15 protein-coding genes are annotated in these 15,370 nt (G+C 73.0%); 5 read left to right on the top strand and 10 right to left on the bottom strand.

Translation table 11 applies throughout. From position 1 onward, the window contains the following. Nucleotides 1–233 precede the first annotated feature (233 nt). The 3 genes from AB0O91_RS40270 to AB0O91_RS40280 all read right to left on the bottom strand — a co-directional run bounded on the left by AB0O91_RS40270 (nucleotide 234) and on the right by AB0O91_RS40280 (nucleotide 2,143). Nucleotides 234–1,031, bottom strand: a complete 798-nt coding sequence (locus AB0O91_RS40270) for a DUF3710 domain-containing protein (protein ID WP_363444244.1) — start codon at nucleotides 1,029–1,031, stop codon at nucleotides 234–236. A gap of 69 nt (nucleotides 1,032–1,100) precedes the next feature. Next, nucleotides 1,101–1,568, bottom strand: coding sequence for a dUTP diphosphatase (gene dut / locus AB0O91_RS40275; protein WP_363444247.1), 468 nt, complete (start codon nucleotides 1,566–1,568; stop codon nucleotides 1,101–1,103). Continuing rightward, nucleotides 1,565–2,143 carry a PaaI family thioesterase gene (locus AB0O91_RS40280; RefSeq protein WP_363444268.1) on the bottom strand — a complete coding sequence of 193 codons (579 nt, stop codon included), beginning with the start codon at nucleotides 2,141–2,143 and terminating at the stop codon, nucleotides 1,565–1,567. Before AB0O91_RS40280 ends, dut begins: the two co-directional genes overlap by 4 nt. Before the next feature lie 127 nt (nucleotides 2,144–2,270). Here AB0O91_RS40280 and AB0O91_RS40285 point away from each other — a divergent pair, with 127 nt between their 5' ends. Continuing rightward, nucleotides 2,271–2,729 (top strand): DUF3093 domain-containing protein, encoded by a 459-nt coding sequence (locus AB0O91_RS40285; protein WP_030285481.1) that lies wholly within the window; start codon nucleotides 2,271–2,273, stop codon nucleotides 2,727–2,729. 236 nt (nucleotides 2,730–2,965) lie between these two features. Here AB0O91_RS40285 and AB0O91_RS40290 read toward each other — a convergent pair whose 3' ends face one another. The 4 genes from AB0O91_RS40290 to AB0O91_RS40305 all read right to left on the bottom strand — a co-directional run bounded on the left by AB0O91_RS40290 (nucleotide 2,966) and on the right by AB0O91_RS40305 (nucleotide 7,091). Then, entirely contained in the window at nucleotides 2,966–3,265 is a 300-nt protein-coding gene (locus AB0O91_RS40290; RefSeq protein ID WP_030057692.1) for a DUF4193 domain-containing protein, read from the bottom strand. A gap of 506 nt (nucleotides 3,266–3,771) precedes the next feature. Then, nucleotides 3,772–4,755, bottom strand: a complete 984-nt coding sequence (locus tag AB0O91_RS40295) for an acyl-ACP desaturase (RefSeq protein ID WP_363444250.1) — start codon at nucleotides 4,753–4,755, stop codon at nucleotides 3,772–3,774. Between the two features lie 257 nt (nucleotides 4,756–5,012). After that, the gene (locus AB0O91_RS40300; RefSeq protein WP_363444271.1) at nucleotides 5,013–6,200 is read right to left on the bottom strand and encodes a HAMP domain-containing sensor histidine kinase; all 1,188 of its coding nucleotides are present in this window, start codon (nucleotides 6,198–6,200) and stop codon (nucleotides 5,013–5,015) included. Between the two features lie 237 nt (nucleotides 6,201–6,437). After that, entirely contained in the window at nucleotides 6,438–7,091 is a 654-nt protein-coding gene (locus AB0O91_RS40305; RefSeq protein WP_030057689.1) for a response regulator transcription factor, read from the bottom strand. A 443-nt stretch (nucleotides 7,092–7,534) separates the two neighbouring features. On the opposite strand from AB0O91_RS40305, the gene AB0O91_RS40310 reads away from it, so the two are divergent. Beyond that, a complete protein-coding gene (locus AB0O91_RS40310) occupies nucleotides 7,535–7,720 on the top strand; it encodes a hypothetical protein (protein WP_030285471.1) in 186 nt (61 codons plus the stop codon). Nucleotides 7,721–7,957: 237 nt separating this feature from the next. Here the strand turns inward: AB0O91_RS40310 and AB0O91_RS40315 are convergent, their stop codons facing one another. Together AB0O91_RS40315 and AB0O91_RS40320 are read right to left on the bottom strand one after the other, a co-directional pair. Then, nucleotides 7,958–8,770, bottom strand: coding sequence for an inositol monophosphatase family protein (locus tag AB0O91_RS40315; RefSeq protein ID WP_363444274.1), 813 nt, complete (start codon nucleotides 8,768–8,770; stop codon nucleotides 7,958–7,960). Nucleotides 8,771–8,797: 27 nt separating this feature from the next. Further along, nucleotides 8,798–9,940 (bottom strand): ferrochelatase, encoded by a 1,143-nt coding sequence (locus AB0O91_RS40320; protein WP_363444253.1) that lies wholly within the window; start codon nucleotides 9,938–9,940, stop codon nucleotides 8,798–8,800. A 130-nt stretch (nucleotides 9,941–10,070) separates the two neighbouring features. Between AB0O91_RS40320 and AB0O91_RS40325 the strand changes: the two genes are divergently transcribed. After that, nucleotides 10,071–11,339 carry an MFS transporter gene (locus AB0O91_RS40325; protein ID WP_363444256.1) on the top strand — a complete coding sequence of 423 codons (1,269 nt, stop codon included), beginning with the start codon at nucleotides 10,071–10,073 and terminating at the stop codon, nucleotides 11,337–11,339. A 135-nt stretch (nucleotides 11,340–11,474) separates the two neighbouring features. Further along, on the top strand, nucleotides 11,475–12,797 hold the full coding sequence (locus tag AB0O91_RS40330) for a D-arabinono-1,4-lactone oxidase (protein ID WP_363444259.1): 1,323 nt from the start codon (nucleotides 11,475–11,477) through the stop codon (nucleotides 12,795–12,797). Nucleotides 12,798–12,846: 49 nt separating this feature from the next. On the opposite strand, the gene AB0O91_RS40335 is transcribed toward AB0O91_RS40330, so the two are convergent. Further along, complete coding sequence (locus AB0O91_RS40335) at nucleotides 12,847–13,734, bottom strand: hypothetical protein (protein ID WP_363444262.1); 888 nt, start codon at nucleotides 13,732–13,734, stop codon at nucleotides 12,847–12,849. A gap of 511 nt (nucleotides 13,735–14,245) precedes the next feature. Here AB0O91_RS40335 and sepH point away from each other — a divergent pair. Next, complete coding sequence (gene sepH, locus AB0O91_RS40340) at nucleotides 14,246–15,304, top strand: septation protein SepH (RefSeq protein WP_363444265.1); 1,059 nt, start codon at nucleotides 14,246–14,248, stop codon at nucleotides 15,302–15,304. The last annotated feature ends 66 nt before the right edge of the window (nucleotides 15,305–15,370 follow it).

Raw genomic sequence — 15,370 nt, forward strand, 5'->3', positions numbered from 1 at the left:
GGACCGCCTTCCAGCGGGCCCTCCGGGCGCTTCGTTCTTTCGTGTTTCCAGCTTATCAGATGTTTTCCGCTCCGTTTTCCGGAGTTTCATTCATCGGATTCGCTTTCCGCTTTGTCTCCCCGGTCTCCCGCGGCGACTCCGGAACTGTACGGTGACCGGCCCGCCACATGCAAATCGCCTCCGCCCGGCAGTCCGGGCGGAGGCGATGCAGACGCGGAACGAGCGGTCCGGGGTCAGCGGACCTCGGTGATCTCCGGGCCGCGCGCGAACGGGTCGAGCGAGCCGTAGCGGTTCTCGCCCTCACCTGCGGCGGCCACGGCGCCGCCGCCGTCGGCCACCATCTGGGCGTCCTCGGGGAGCTTCAGCACGATCGGGTCGCGGGGCGCCATCGGGGTCTCCCCCCGCACCACGACGGTCTGCCGGAAGACCTGCTCCAGGATGCCGGCCATCTCGGGCTGCACGGCGGCCTGGCCCGAGATCACGCCGCGCAGGAACCAGCGCGGTCCGTCACACCCGACGAAGCGCACCAGCTGCACGCCCTGAGTGCCGTCCGGGAGCTGCACCGGGACCTGGGCGCGGAGGTGCCAGCCCAGCGGGCCCTCCTCCTCCTCGATCAGGCCGCCCTGCGAGGTGATGCCGTTGGCGATCTCCTCACGGACCTCCCCCCAGATGCCCTCCGACTTCGGGGCCGCGAAGGCCTGCAGCTGGATGGCGCTGTTGCCGAGCACCAGGGTGGCGGCGACGATCGCGTCACCGGCGACCTCGACGCGCAGCTCCATGCCCTCGACGCCGGGGACCAGCAGACCCCCGAGGTCGACTCGCCCCTCCTCCGGGGTCTCCAGCTCGGTGTGGTCCCACGGGCCGTCCGGCCGCGGGGCCGGCGGCAGGCCGACCTTGTCGGCCGGGTCCAGCTCGGTCACGTTCTCGCTCTCGGCGGAACCTTCGACGTCATCGGCCGTCTCGTCGGCGCTGATGGCGTCGTCGGCGAGCTGCTCGACAGCGTCCTCGCTCTTCTGGCGACGACGGAACACGGTCACTGTCCTTCCCGGTCCAAGACCGATGCGAATACCTGCTCGGCTTCCTGCGAGGCCGCGGGAATGCTAGACCGCGGCGTGGCCGCCGGTCGACCCGAACCCGCCCTCGGCACGTGCCGACCCAGGCAGCTCGGCCACCTCGTGGAAACGGGCCTTCTCGACCTGCTGGATCACCAGCTGGGCGATCCGGTCCCCTCGGCGGAAGCTGACCCCCTCGCGCGGGTCCAGATTGACGACGATCACCTTGATCTCTCCACGGTACCCGGCATCGACCGTCCCCGGGGCGTTCACGAGAGCAACTCCGCAACGAGCTGCCAGCCCGGAGCGCGGGTGGACGAAGGCCGCGTAGCCGTCCGGCAGCGCGATGGCGACGCCCGTGGGCAGCACCGCCCGCTCGCCGGGGGCCAGCTCGGCGTCGACGGTGGTCCGCAGGTCGGCGCCGGCGTCCCCGGGCTGCGCGTACTCGGGCAGCGGCAGCTCGGCGTCGATGCGCTTGATCAGGACGTCCAGCTGGGGACGGGGGGTCTCGCTCAAGGGTTCACCTCAAAGGCTCGTGCGCGCTTCATCAGATCCGGGTCGTCGAGGACCTTCTCGATGTCCTCGGGACGACCGTGCGTGGTGAAGTGTTCCAGCTTCACCTGGATGAAGAGTGCCTGAGCACGCACGGCGACCGGTCCGTCCGGGCCGCCGATCCGCGCCTCGGCGGCGCTGTAGATCTTCCGGCCGTGCACCCCGGTGATCCAGGCGCGCAGGTGCAGCACCGAGTCGACGGGCACCGGGCTGAGGAAGTCGGTCTCCAGCCGGCCGGTCACGGCGGGGGCGTGCAGCAGCCAGTTCAGGGTTCCGAGGGTCTCGTCCATCGCCGTCGTCAACAGGCCGCCGTGGGCCAGCCCGGGGCCGCCCTGGTGGACGTCCCGGACGGCGAACTCGGCCGTGACGTCCAGGCCCTCGCCCGCGACCGCGTCGATCCGCAGGCCGCCGGGGTGCAGCGGGCCGCAGCCGAAGCAGTGTTCGTAGTGGGAGCCGAGGTGGGTGCCGGGGGCGGGCGCCTGGGGGTGGCGCTCCGGGAGCACGGCGTCCGGCGGCGGAGTGGTCGGGGTCGGCGGCAGTACGCGCGCCGCCCCGTCGGTGGGGGTGGTGGGGGTCGTCGTACCGGTCACGGCTCCCCAGCCTACCCAGGGGTAGCAAGGCCTCCGGTGGGGGTGGCGTACCGCCCCGGGCGTCAGGGCGCCCACAATGGAGGGCATGTACGACGAACGCCTCACGGTGCCGCGCTCCTGGTGGCTGCTCCCGGTCGCAGTCGGTCTGACCCTCGCGCTGATCCTGATCCGGGTCGGCGGTCTGGCCGCCCTGGTCGGTCTGGTGGTCGGCATCGCCGCCGGCGCGGTGGCGATCAGCAGCTACGGCTCGGCCCGGATCCGGGTGGTGCAGGGCTCGCTGGTGGCCGGACCGGCCCGGATCCCGGTGGACGCGCTGGGCGCCGCCCAGGCGCTGAGCCCCGCCGAGGCGGCGGCCTGGCGCGGTCCGAAGGCCGATCCCCGCGCCTTCATGCTGCTGCGCAGCTACGTCCCGACGGCACTGCGGGTCGAGGTGAGCGACCCGGCCGACCCGACGCCCTACCTCTACCTGTCGACCCGCTCGCCGATGAAGCTGGCCGAGGCGCTGGAGGAGGCCCGGCGCGGCGCCCGCACCTAGGGCCCGTCCTCCCGACGAGCCTGGTCCGGAAAGACCGAGAGGGACGGTTCCGCTGCTGCGGGACCGTCCCTACGACTTTGTCCCGGTCGGCGCACGGCCGACCGACTCCGTCCTCCCGGGTCCGTCCGCCAGGACGGACCGCGGACCTGCCGTCCGGCCCCGCTGCCCGGGGCCGGAAGGGGCGGTGTGCCGGTCCCGCGGGAGCCACGGGTACCTGGCGCTGTCCGCTGCGGTGCTCAGGCGCCGCAGTCCCGGCAGATCGGGTTGCCGTTCTTCTCGCTGTAGAGCTGGCTGCGGTGGTGGACCAGGAAGCAGCTCATGCAGGTGAACTCGTCGGCCTGCTTCGGCAGCACGCGGACGGCGAGTTCCTCGTTCGAGAGGTCGGCGCCGGGCAGCTCCATTCCCTCGGCGGCGTCGAACTCGTCGACGTCGACCGAGCCGCCGCCCTTGTCGTTCCGCCGTGCCTTGAGCTCCTCGATGCTGTCTTCGTTGAGCTCGTCGTCGGTCTTGCGTGGGGTGTCGTAGTCGGTTGCCATTTTTCGCTCTCCCCCTCCGGGTTGTGCGGTGTGTGCGGTATCTCCAGCGCACGTAACGCATGGGGGGTCGGTCTTGTGCCCGACCCGAGGCGGAGATTTTGCCTTACTTCAAGCCCTGTTACTCAATCGACACTCAGCCAGGGCTCCGTTGGGGTGATCCTCCGGGGCGCGAAAGGCCTCACGCTGGGCCATCACCGACCCGTCGCGACCCTCTCGGAGCAGCGACTCACAGTGAGCGCGGGCCGTACTGGTGTCCGTCAAATCCCGTGCCCACCAGGGACACCGAGCGATCCCGCAGACCGGCGGTAGGCCGAATTCCGGTCACGGACGGCGATCGGTGTCCCCGATGGGGTGATCACTCTCCGAGGTCGGTCGACATCGTGGAGCGACACGGTGTGAGCTTGGTCACGTTCAGAATCTTCCAGGGCAAATCACGGAAAATCCACCCACTCCGCCCCCTCGATCAGGGGGCGCGGCGGCCGGGCGGGAGCGCCCCGGGGGGCGCCCTAGCCGGCGTTCCGGCGGGCCTCGCGGCGGGCCAGCAGGGCGGCCTGCCGCTCCTCGAACTTGCGCGCCTGCCCGTCCAGCCCGTCCAGGAAGACTCCCAGCTCGTTCTGCGCCAGCAGACCCTCCGGGCCGAGTCCGCCGACCTCCATCACCCGGAGGTTCCGCAGCACGGGCTGCAGCACGTCGTCGTGGTGGATGCGGAGGTTGTACACCCCGCCGAGGGCGATCTGGGCGGCGGCGCGCTCGAACCCGGGGATCCCGTGCCCGGGCATCCGGAAGTTGGTGACCACGTCGGCGACGGCCCGCATGGCCTGGTCCGGGGCGATCTCCAGGGCGGCCTTCAGCAGGTTCCGGTAGAAGACCATGTGCAGGTTCTCGTCGTTGGCGATCTTCGCCAGCAGCTGCTCGCACAGCGGGTCCCCGGCGTACTTGCCGGTGTTCCGGTGCGAGATGCGGGTGGCCAGCTCCTGGAAGGCCACGTACGCGACCGAGTGCAGCATGCTGTGCGCGTTGTCGGACTCGAAGCCCTCCGACATGTGGTTCATCCGCGCCCGCTCCAGCTCCACCGGGTCGACGGCCCGGGTGGCGAGCAGGAAGTCGCGAATGGCTATCCCGTGCCGGCCCTCCTCGGCGGTCCAGCGGTGCACCCAGGTCCCCCAGGCGCCCTCGCGACCGAACATGGTCGCGATCTCGTGGTGGTAGCTGGGGAGGTTGTCCTCGGTCAGCAGGTTCACCACCAGCGAGACCCGGCCCAGCGGGGTCACCTGCGACTGGTCGAGGCTCCAGGCCTCGCCGCCCAGCACGCCGTCGAAGTCGCGGCCGCGGCTCCACGGGACGAACTCGTGCGGCATCCACTCCTTGGCCACCGCGAGGTGGCGGTCGAGCTCCTTCTCCACGACCTCCTCGAGGGCGAGGATCAGCCGCGTATCGGTCCAGCCGCTCGTTCCGAGCGAGGGGCTGCTCTGCACAGGGGCGATGGTCACGGTCTTGCTCCTGGGGGACGGATACGCGCGGGACGGGCGCGTTGGGCGGGCACGCGTCGTTTCGGAGCCGTCGGCGGACGCACCGGCGGTCGCACTTACGGTTGCGTAGGTTACGACACCGTAAGTTGCCCGGGGCGGAAATGACAAGCCGCCCCCGCCAGGCCTTATGTCGTCTTGACGGGCCTGACGGGGGCGGCTGAGAAGGGTCGCCCACGGAACGCGGCGGCGACCAGCGCACTTGTGGGGCTGCCGGGCTCCTAGGGCGCGGGGATGCGCACCCGCATGGTGAGGCCGCCCCCGGCGCGCGGGGTGGCCTCGACGGTGCCGCCGTGGGCGCGCACCACCGAGCGGACGATGGACAGGCCGAGCCCGACCCCCTTGTCGCTGCGGGTGCGGTCGGCCCCCTTGACCCGGCGGAACGGCTCGAAGATGTGCTCCAGCTCGTACCCGGGCACCACCGGGCCGGTGTTGGAGACCACCAGTTCGCCGCCGCCCGGCACCGTGGCGGTGGCCAGCTCGACCCACCCGCCCGGGGTGTTGTAGCGGACGGCGTTCTGCAGCAGGTTGAGCGCGAGCCGCTCCAGCAGCACGCCGTTGCCCGCGACCACCGCCGGGTCGAGCTTCGACCGCAGCTCGACCTCGCGCTTGTCGGCCTCGCCCCGGGTCTGCTCCAGCGCCCGGGTGGCCACCTCGGACAGCTCGACCGCGCGGCGGTCGGTCAGCTCGTTCTCGCTGCGGGCGAGCAGCAGCAGCCCCTCCACCAGCTGCTCGCTGCGCTCGTTGGTGGCCAGCAGGGTCTTGCCGAGCTGCTGGAGGTCGGCCGAGGCGGCCGGGTCGGAGAGCTGGACCTCCAGCAGGGTGCGGTTGATCGCCAGCGGGGTGCGCAGCTCGTGCGAGGCGTTGGCGACGAAGCGGCGCTGGGAGTCGAAGGAGCGGTCCAGCCGGTCCAGCATGTCGTCGAAGGTGTCGGCGAGCTCCTTGAGCTCGTCGTCCGGGCCGTCCAGCTCGATCCGGCGGTGCAGGTCGGAGGAGGCCACGTCACGGGCGGCGCGGGTGATCCGGCCGAGCGGGCGCAGCACCCGGCCGGCCATCGCGTAGCCGGCCGCGAAGGCGATCACGGCGAGGCAGACGAGGACGGTGAGAGACTTGCGCAGCAGCGTGTTGGCGGCGACGGACGAGGCCGTCTCGTGCCGCCCGGCGATCAGCTGGTTGAGCTGGTCGCTGTTCATCGGCACGCCGCCGACGCTGAAGGTGTTGGAGATCCGGCCGGTGTTGGGATCGACGACCGCGAAGTCGAACTTCGGCGGCGCCACGTAGTTCAGCGCCTCCTGGACGAAGAAGTACATCAGCAGCAGGAGCACCACGCCGGCCATCAGGAACATCCCGCCGTAGAGCAGCGTGAGGCGAATCCGGATGGTGGGGCGGAACGGCAGCCAGGCGAGCATGCCGTCACCGGGCACGTACGCCTCGTGGTGCGGCCGGTGCGGCCGGGACGCGCGCGGGGGGTGTGCGGGCTTGGGCGGTACGGCACGCGGGCCGCCGGCGGACGCGCCGGAGGGCCCGCCAGCCGGGGGCGGGGTGGTCATGATGGTCCTCTCGGGCGTCCGCCGGGGCGGGCGCTGGGTACGGCGGGAATCCTCGGGGGCAGATTCCTGGGGTCGGATCCGGTCAGGTCCGTCGGGTCAGATCCGGTAGCCGGAGCCGGGCACGGTGACGATCACCGGCGGGTCGCCGAGCTTGCGGCGCAGCGTCATCACGGTGACCCGCACGACGTTGGTGAACGGGTCGGTGTGCTCGTCCCAGGCCTTCTCCAGGAGCTGCTCGGCGGAGACGACGGCACCGCCGGCCCGCATCAGCACCTCCAGGACGGCGAACTCCTTGGGGGCGAGCTGGACGGTGCGCCCGTCGCGGATCACCTCGCGCCGGCCGGGGTCGAGCGAGATGCCGGCCCGCTCCAGCACCGGGGGCAGCGGGATGGTCGCGCGGCGGCCCAGCGCCCTGACCCGGGCGACGAGTTCGCTGAAGGCGAACGGCTTCGGAAGGTAGTCGTCGGCGCCGATCTCCAGGCCCTCGACCCGATCGCTGATGTCGCCGGAGGCGGTCAGCATGATCACCCGGGTCGCCAGGCCCTGCTCGACCACCTTGCGGCAGACGTCGTCGCCGTGGACCAGCGGGAGGTCCCGGTCCAGGACCACCACGTCGTAGTCGTTGACCGCGATGCGCTGGAGCGCGGCCTCCCCGTCGTACACCACGTCGACGGCCATCGCCTCGCGGCGCAGGCCGGTCGCGACGGCCTCGGCAAGCAGCTGCTCGTCCTCGACGACGAGAACCCGCACGGTCGTTGTCCCTTCTCCAGGCCGGCCCCGGAAGCGGACGCACGGCTCCGACGGTGCCTCCATCCTGCCTGGTCCTGCGGTAAAGCAGCGATAAGCTGCCCGTCGGGCAGGAGCCCCCGCCGTGCGGCGGTGACCGTTCGTGTCGGGACGGTTCCGCTTGGACTGTGACACGGGCAACTTTCTTCGGCCGGGAGGTTTCCCGGCCTCCGGGGCGGGGAGGACAGCTGCACACCCGCGATCTGGCCCTCGGCCGATCGCACCCACCCGCCGTGCGTTCATCCGCGCCGGCCCTGGGGCTGGGACGTCACCGGGAGCGGCCGAAGGCCGTCTCCGCGCTCGACCGGGGATCCATCGTCTGCCGGCCCGGGCGCATTCACCGGCTGGACCCTCCTCGGGGCGGAGAGCGCACGACCGTGCACGTCCGACACAGTAAGGGGGCCCGTATGGACGCCTTCAAGGCCGGAATCCTGCAGCGCATAGCCAACGCCGAGCAGGACCTGCACCGCGCGATCGAGGCCGGGGACGAGTTCCTCGCCGAGGTGGAGCAGTCCGAGCTGGACGACCTCCGTCGTCTCGCCGCCGAGCACGGTGTGGACACCGTGCTGGACCGCCACCGCACCGCCGCCTGACCCGACGCCGGTCCTCCGGCACCAGCGGCCCTGCGGGGGCCGTGCGAAAACCCAGGCCCTGGCATCCCCCGTGTGCCAGGGCTCTTCGCATGCCCGGCCGGGCTGCGGGTTCCCGAACCGTTCACGGGGAGTGCGCCCGGCCCCCGTCCGGAGTTACCGGACGGGGCCGAGGGCTGTCGGGCCGAGACGGCAGGGCCAGGGACCGCGGCGCCGGGGACTGCGGGGCCGGAGCCGTCCTCAGTCCGCCCAGGCGCGCAGCGCGGCCAGCCGCTCCTGCAGCGGCTGGTACACCCCCGGGGCGGCGGCCACGGTCAGCGCGCCGTCCGGGCCGTGCCCGGGTCGGCCGCCGACCAGGGCGCCCGCCTCGGTGGCGATCAGGCAGCCGGCCGCGCGGTCCCAGGGGGCGAGGCCGCGCTCGTAGTAGCCGTCCAGCCGCCCGGCGGCCACGTCGCAGAGGTCCACCGCGGCCGCCCCGCCCCGGCGGATGTCCCGCACCTCGGGCATCAGGGCGAGCAGCACCTCGGCCTGGCGCACCCGCACCGGCTGGACGTAGTTGAAGCCGGTGGCGATCAGCGCCTGGCCCCAGGGCGGAGCCGGGCGGGCGGAGAGCGGCCGGCCGTCCAGACGGGCGCCGCGGCCCAGCACGGCGTGGAACATCTCCCCGCGCGCCGGGGCGTACACCACCCCCACGACGGCCCGGCCGTCCACCTCGGCGGCCACGCTGACCGCCCAGGAGGGCAGCCCGTACAGGTAGTTGACCGTGCCGTCGAGCGGGTCGACCACCCAGCGCACCCCGCTGGTGCCGGGGCGCTCGGCGCCCTCCTCGCCGAGGTAGCCGTCCTCGGGGCGGCGGTCGGCGATCAGCTCCACCACGAGCTTCTCGGAGGCGAGGTCCATCTCGGTGACCACGTCGACCGGGCTGCTCTTGGTGCCGGCCACGCCGAGGTCGGCGGGACGGCCGTCGCGGAGCAGGGCACCGGCCTGCCGGGCCGCGTCCAGGGCGACGTCCAGCAGGTCGTCGAGGAGCCGGTCGTCGGGCAGGGCGGGGATGGTCACGGGATTCTCCTCCGGGAGGGGTCAGCGCTCTGCGGCGGCCGGGCGGGGGGCGCGCGGGTTGGGGCAGCAGGCCACCGCGCACACGTCGTGGCTGGGGCCGAGGGCGCCCAGGGCGCAGCGGGTCGCGCCCTCGCCGCGCTCGACGGCGGCCCGCTCCAGGACGAGTTCGCGCACCGCGGCGGTGAACCGCGGGTCGGCGCCGACGGTGGCCGCCCGGGAGACCGGCAGGCCCAGTTCGGCGGCCTTGGCGACGGCCTCGGTGTCGAGGTCGTACCTGACCTCCATGTGGTCCGAGACGAAGCCGATCGGGACCATCACCACGGCGGGCGCGCCGTCGGCGTGCTGGGCCTCCAGGTGGTCGCAGATGTCGGGTTCCAGCCACGGGATGTGCGGGGCGCCGCTGCGGCTCTGGAACACCAGCTGCCACGGCCGGTCGGCCACGCCGGTGCGCTCGGCGACGGCGGCGGCCACCAGCCGGGCCACGTCCAGGTGCTCGGCCACGTAGGCGCCGCCGGGCGTGCCGCGGGCCGGGTCGTCCGGGGCTCCGGAGGTCTCCGCCATCGCGTCCGGGATGGAGTGGGTGGTGAAGGCCAGCCGGGCGCCGCTCCGGACCGCGGCCGGGAGTTCGGCCAGCGCGGCCAGGGTGGCGTCGATCATCGGCCCGACGAAGCCGGGGTGGTTGTAGAAGTGCCGCAGCTTGTCGACGGTCGGCGCCGGGCGGCCCTCCTCGGCGAGGACGGCCAGCGCGTCGGCCAGGTTCTCCCGGTACTGGCGGCAGCCCGAGTAGCCGGCGTAGGCGCTGGTGGCCAGCACCGCGATCCGGCGGTGGCCGTCCGCGGCCAGCTCGCGCAGGGTGTCCACCAGGTACGGGGCCCAGTTCCGGTTGCCCCAGTACACCGGCAGGTCCAGTCCGTGCTCGGCGAAGTCCTTGCGCAGCGCGGCGAGCAGCTCGCGGTTCTGCTCGTTGATCGGGCTGACCCCGCCGAACAGGAAGTAGTGCTTGCCCACCTCCTTCAGCCGTTCCTTCGGGATGCCGCGGCCCCGGGTGACGTTCTCCAGGAACGGGACGACGTCCTCGGGGGCCTCGGGCCCGCCGAAGGACAGCAGCAGCAGGGCGTCGTACGGGGCGGCGCCGGAGGGTGCGGTTTTGCGCGCGTCGGACATGGCACCGATCCTGCCACTGAGGCGCCGGACCCGGACGCCGGGGCCGCGCGGGCGTCCGGAAAATAACGTTTGCCAACATACGTAAGCTGTGTTGACCAGCGTTGTTCCTTACTCCCTGCCCGGAGCTCCCGTGCTGTCCAGCTACCGCCGAATATTCGCCGCGCCCGGCACCGTGGCCTTCTCCTCGACCGGCTTCGTCTCCCGACTGCCGATCTCCATGACCGGCATCGGCATCGTGACGATGCTGTCCCAGCTACGCGGCTCGTACGGCGTGGCCGGACTGGTCTCCGCCACCCTCGCCGTCTCCGCCGCGATCCTCGGCCCCCAGGTCTCCCGGTTGGTCGACCGGCACGGCCAGGCGAAGATCATCGTCCCGGCGATGGCCCTCACCATCGGCGCCGTCGTCGGCCTGCTGCTCTGCGCCCGGCTGAACGCCCCGGACTGGACGCTGTTCGTCTTCGCCGCCGGCATGGGCGTCATGCCGAGCACCGGCGCGATGGTCCGCGCCCGCTGGGCGCACCTCTACCGCGAGGACGCCGACGAGCTGCACACCGCCTACTCCTTCGAGGCCGTGGTCGACGAGGTCTGCTTCATCGTCGGCCCGATCCTCTCCATCGGCCTGGCCACCTCGGTCTTCCCCGAGGCCGGTGTGCTGCTCGCCGGGATCTTCCTCGCCCTCGGCGTGCTGCTTTTCGCCGGCCAGCGCTCCACCGAGCCGCCGGTGCACGAGGCCGCCCGGCAGCAGGGCCGCTCGGTGATCACCAACCGCGGCCTCCAGGTGCTGATCCTCACCTTCGTCGCGACCGGCGCGATCTTCGGCTCGGTCGAGGTGGTCACCGTCGCCTTCGCCGAGGCCCAGGGGCACAAGCCGGTCTCCAGCGTGATCCTCGCCTTGTGGGCGCTCGGCTCCTGCCTGGCCGGGGTGGTCTTCGGCGCGCTCAAGCCCGCCGGCCCGATGGCCAAGCGGTTCTTCCTCGGCGTGCTGTTCATGGCGCTCAGCATGGTGCCGCTGGTCCTGGTCGCGCACGCGGTCAGCGGCATCGGCGGACTGGTCGCGGTCGGCGCCGCCCTGCTGGTCGCCGGCATCGCCATCTCCCCCACCCTGATCACCGCGATGGCCCTGGTCGAACGGCTCGTCCCGGCCGCCCAGCTCACCGAGGGCATGACCTGGACCACCACCGGCCTCGCCCTCGGCGTCGCGACCGGCTCCTCCGCCGCAGGCTGGGTGATCGACGCCTCCGGAGCCGCCGCGGGCTACTGGGTGCCGCTCACCGCCGGAGTCCTCGGCGTGTTCGCCGCCCTCGCCGGACTGGGCCGGCTGCGCACCGGGCTCACCGCCGCGCAACCCGTCGAAATGCCCTCCGGAACGGTCGATCGACCCGTAGACGTCGAACAGTGAACTGACTAATCTCGCCCTACCCGTGGCCCTACCCACGGGTAGGGCCCGCCTCCGGACGCCGCGGACGGGCCCTGTCGGCGGCCCCGCCGCCCCGGACGCGCCGACCCGTTCGGCCAGGCAGCAGGAGGCAGCGCAATGCCCCAGGCCAGCACCGCGACCCCCACCCGGTGGACCAACTGGGCCGGGAACCAGAGCGCCCACCCGGCCCGGACCGCCACCCCCGGCACCGTGGAGGAACTGGCCAGGGAGATCCGGCGCGCCGCCGACCAGGGCCGCACCGTCAAGGCCGTCGGCTCCGGCCACTCCTTCACCGCGATCGCCTCGGCCGGCGACGGCCTGCTGCTGCGGCCCCACGCGCTCACCGCGGTCCGCGCGATCGACCGCGAGGCGGGCACCGTCACCGTCGAGTCCGGACTCCCGCTCAGCCGCCTCAACCGGGTCCTCGCCGCCGAGGGCCTCGCCCTCACCAACATGGGCGACATCGAGGTCCAGACCGTCGCCGGCGCCACCAGCACCGGCACCCACGGCACCGGCCGCGACTCCGGCTCGCTCGCCGCCCAGATCCGCGCCCTGGAGATCGTGCTCGCCGACGGCACCGTCCGGCACTGCTCCCCCACCGAGAACCCCCGGCTCTTCCAGGGCGCCCGGCTCGGCCTCGGCGCCCTCGGCGTGATCACCGCGCTCACCTTCGGCGTCGAACCGGCCTTCCTGCTCACCGCGCACGAGCAGCCGATGGCCTTCGACGAGGTGCTGGAACGCCTCGACGACCTCACCGCCGTCAACGAGCACTTCGAGTTCTACTGGTTCCCGCACACCGACCGCTGCTCCACCAAGCGCAACAACCGCAGCCAGGGACCGGCCGCCCCGCTGCCCCGCTTCAAGGAGTGGCTGGAGGACGACTTCCTCTCCAACACGGTCTGGGAGGGCGCCTGCCGGGTCGGCCGCCGCTTCCCCGGCTCCATCCCGTCGATCGCTTCGCTCGCCAGCCGCGCCTGGTCCGACCGCAGCTACACCGACACCGCGTACAAGGTGTTCACCAGCCCGCGCAAGGTGCGCTTCGTGGAGATGGAGTACGCCGTGCCGCGGGCGGCCGTCACCGGGGTGCTGCGCGAACTGAAGGCCCTGGTCGAACGCTCCGACTGGAAGGTCGGCTTCCCGGTGGAGGTGCGCTTCGCCCCCGCCGACGACCTCTGGCTCTCCACCGCCTCCGGCCGGGACACCGCCTACATCGCCGTCCACCTCTACCGGGGCACCCGCGACCAGGGCTACTTCACGGGCGTGGAACAGCTGATGACCGCCCATCAGGGCCGCCCGCACTGGGGCAAGCTGCACACCCGCGACGCCGACTACCTGGCCGGCGTCTACCCGCACTTCGGCGACTTCACGGCGCTGCGCGACGAGGTCGACCCGCAGCGCCTGTTCGGCAACGACTACCTGCGGCGCGTGCTGGGCGCCTAGGCACCGGCCCGGTCCGGCGGGTCTCGCCTGGCCCGCCGGACCGGCCGACCTAGGAGGCGGGCGTCTGGGCCGGCGGCGGGGCCACCGTCGCGTTCGCCGGGGCGTTGCTCGTCGCCGGCGGCCTCGGCGTGGTGTCGCCGGTGGGCTTGCCGCCGCCGGCACCGCCGCCCGCCGACGGGGAGGCGCCGGCCGACGGGCTCGCGTCCGGACCGGCCGAGGGCGAGGCGTCGCCGCCCTGGCCGCCGGTGCCGGCGCTCGGGGTCGCGCTCGGCTCCCGGCCCGGCCGGGTGGTCGCCGGGGCCGAGGCGCCGCCGGACGGCGTGGCGTCCGGGCCGCGCCCGCCGCCCCCGCCGGACGGCCGGTCCCCCGGAGCGTCCTTCGGTGTCGAGGGCCCGGGCGTGGAGGACTTGGGCGTCGAACTGCCGCCGAAGGACGTCCCGCTGCCGCTCTCGCCCTTCACCGTCGCCGACACCGGCTGCCCGGTGACCAGCTCGAACGCCACGATCGGCGTCATCGCCAGCACGAACACCAGCCCGGACACCGCCGCCGAGCTCTTCCAGCCCCACCGCCGACGCGCCCGCACCACCTGCGGCTCGTTCCACTCCGAGGTGATCACCGGCGCCGCGGCCTCCGGCTCCGGCCCGGCCGGCACCTGGCGCAGGGAGTTCACGGTCTGGTTCGGCCCGCGGTCCACCGCCCCGCGCAACTGCTCGCCGGTCCGCCGGAACAGGTGCTGGAACACCGCGCCGCCGGTGGTGGCCCCGATGCTGACCACCGCCGCGCCCATGATCGTGCCGTACACGCCGAGTTCGGAGGCGAGCAGGGCGCCCACCACCGTGGCCAGAGCGCTCGCCGCGACCTGAGCCACACTCAGATCGATCCGCTTGCGCTCCTCCTTGCCGCCTTCCTCGGCGGGGCCCCGCTCCGACATCAGCATCCCTCGGTCCGTACGACTGTCACTCGAACAAGCCTCTCCATCTTGCCCAAAGAAGGACACAAGGGACGAAAATGCGGTTCTTCGCGCCCGGATTGTGTGAAGATGATCACCGTTCATCCGGCGATGGTCCGCCGTTGGGGGTGCGCGCTCTTGAGATTCCCGTGAATCGCGGGAGACTTGAGCGGCGAGCCGCCCCTTCGGATGCCACGAATGGAGTACTGTTCGTAAAGCCCGAGCCCTGGGTCGACTTGTCGACTGTGCCTTCACCGGCAGCTTGACGAAGAGCCACGGATCGGGCACGCACGGCGACGCCGGTCCCGGATCGTCGCGAACACTCCGCGTGCGAGGACGGCCGGGACACCCAGGCGCGACGTCGACGGATGACGTGGCAAAAAGGCAACCGTGCCACAGCGGTGTGGCCGGGCGTAAGCCCGACACGCCGGGGAACTCAGCAAGGTTGTGGCCAGTCGCGAGTGGGCAGGCCACACTCAGTACGGGAGCAGCGACGCAGGTGACGTCGGCAGGCACCACCCGGGAGGTAACCGTGCCCGAACTGCGGGTTGTGGCCGTCAGCAACGACGGCACACGGCTGGTGCTCAAGGCTGCCGACAGCACGGAGTACACCCTCCCCATCGACGAGCGGCTGCGCGCCGCCATCCGTGGCGACCGGCCGCGCCTCGGCCAGATCGAGATCGAGGTCGAGAGCCACCTCCGCCCCCGGGACATCCAGGCCCGGATACGAGCCGGTGCCTCCGCCGAGGAGGTCGCCCAGGCCGCCGGGATCTCCGTCGACCGCGTCCGCCGCTTCGAGGGACCGGTCCTCGCCGAACGCGCCTTCATGGCCGAGCGCGCCCGCAAGACCGCCATCCGCCGCAACGGCGAGTCCCCCGGGCCGCAGCTCGGCGAGGCCGTCGCCGAGCGGCTCGCGCTGCGCGGCGCCGAGAAGGACACCGAGCGCTGGGACTCCTGGCGGCGCGACGACGGCACCTGGGAGGTCATCCTCTCCTACCGTGCCGACGGCGAGGGCCGCAGTGCGTCCTGGACGTACGACCCGCCCCGGCGCCTGGTCCAGCCCAACGACGACGAGGCCCGTGCGCTGATCGGCGAGTCGGTCGAGCGCGAGGAGGACTCGGTCTTCCCGTTCATCCCGCGGATCGCCCGGCTCCCCCAGGACCGGCCGCCCCGCCCGATGATCGACCGGCCCTCCGCCGACCGAATCATGTCGGCCCGCGAGGCCACCGCCGAGGCCCGGGACTCGCTGACCAGCCTGCTCGACGTCGTCCCGGCCTTCCGCGGCGACCTCGCCGTCGGCGGGCCCGCCCCGGTCGAACCGGTGCCCGCCGAGGTCGCCGAGGAGAGCGAGGAGCCGGCCGCCGCCGCCCCGGCGGTCGGCGCGGGCTCGGCCTACGCCGACATCCTGATGCCGCGCGCCGTCGCCCCGCACCGCGAGCGCCTGGTCGGCACCACCGACCGGCAGGCCGAGGCGGACGGCGTCCGGCCCGGCCGCCGGGCCACCGTGCCCAGCTGGGACGAGATCGTCTTCGGCAGCCGGCGCAAGAAGCAGGAATAACCCCCGGACGTGGCTCGCTCGGCAACGGCGACTCCATGACCCCGCACGTGGACGCGCACGGCGGCA

This window comes from Kitasatospora sp. NPDC089797, from assembly GCF_040684795.1.
GTDB lineage: Bacteria > Actinomycetota > Actinomycetes > Streptomycetales > Streptomycetaceae > Kitasatospora.

Bases quoted from the DNA above. Each gene is read 5' to 3' on its own strand.
- AB0O91_RS40290 (WP_030057692.1), bottom strand. From the start codon at position 3,265: ATGGCAACCGACTACGACACCCCACGCAAGACCGACGACGAGCTCAAC.
- AB0O91_RS40320 (WP_363444253.1), bottom strand. From the start codon at position 9,940: ATGTCCGACGCGCGCAAAACCGCACCCTCCGGCGCCGCCCCGTACGAC.
- AB0O91_RS40335 (WP_363444262.1), bottom strand. From the start codon at position 13,734: ATGCTGATGTCGGAGCGGGGCCCCGCCGAGGAAGGCGGCAAGGAGGAG.
- AB0O91_RS40285 (WP_030285481.1), top strand. From the start codon at position 2,271: ATGGAGGGCATGTACGACGAACGCCTCACGGTGCCGCGCTCCTGGTGG.
- AB0O91_RS40300 (WP_363444271.1), bottom strand. From the start codon at position 6,200: ATGCTCGCCTGGCTGCCGTTCCGCCCCACCATCCGGATTCGCCTCACG.
- AB0O91_RS40330 (WP_363444259.1), top strand. From the start codon at position 11,475: ATGCCCCAGGCCAGCACCGCGACCCCCACCCGGTGGACCAACTGGGCC.
- AB0O91_RS40310 (WP_030285471.1), top strand. From the start codon at position 7,535: ATGGACGCCTTCAAGGCCGGAATCCTGCAGCGCATAGCCAACGCCGAG.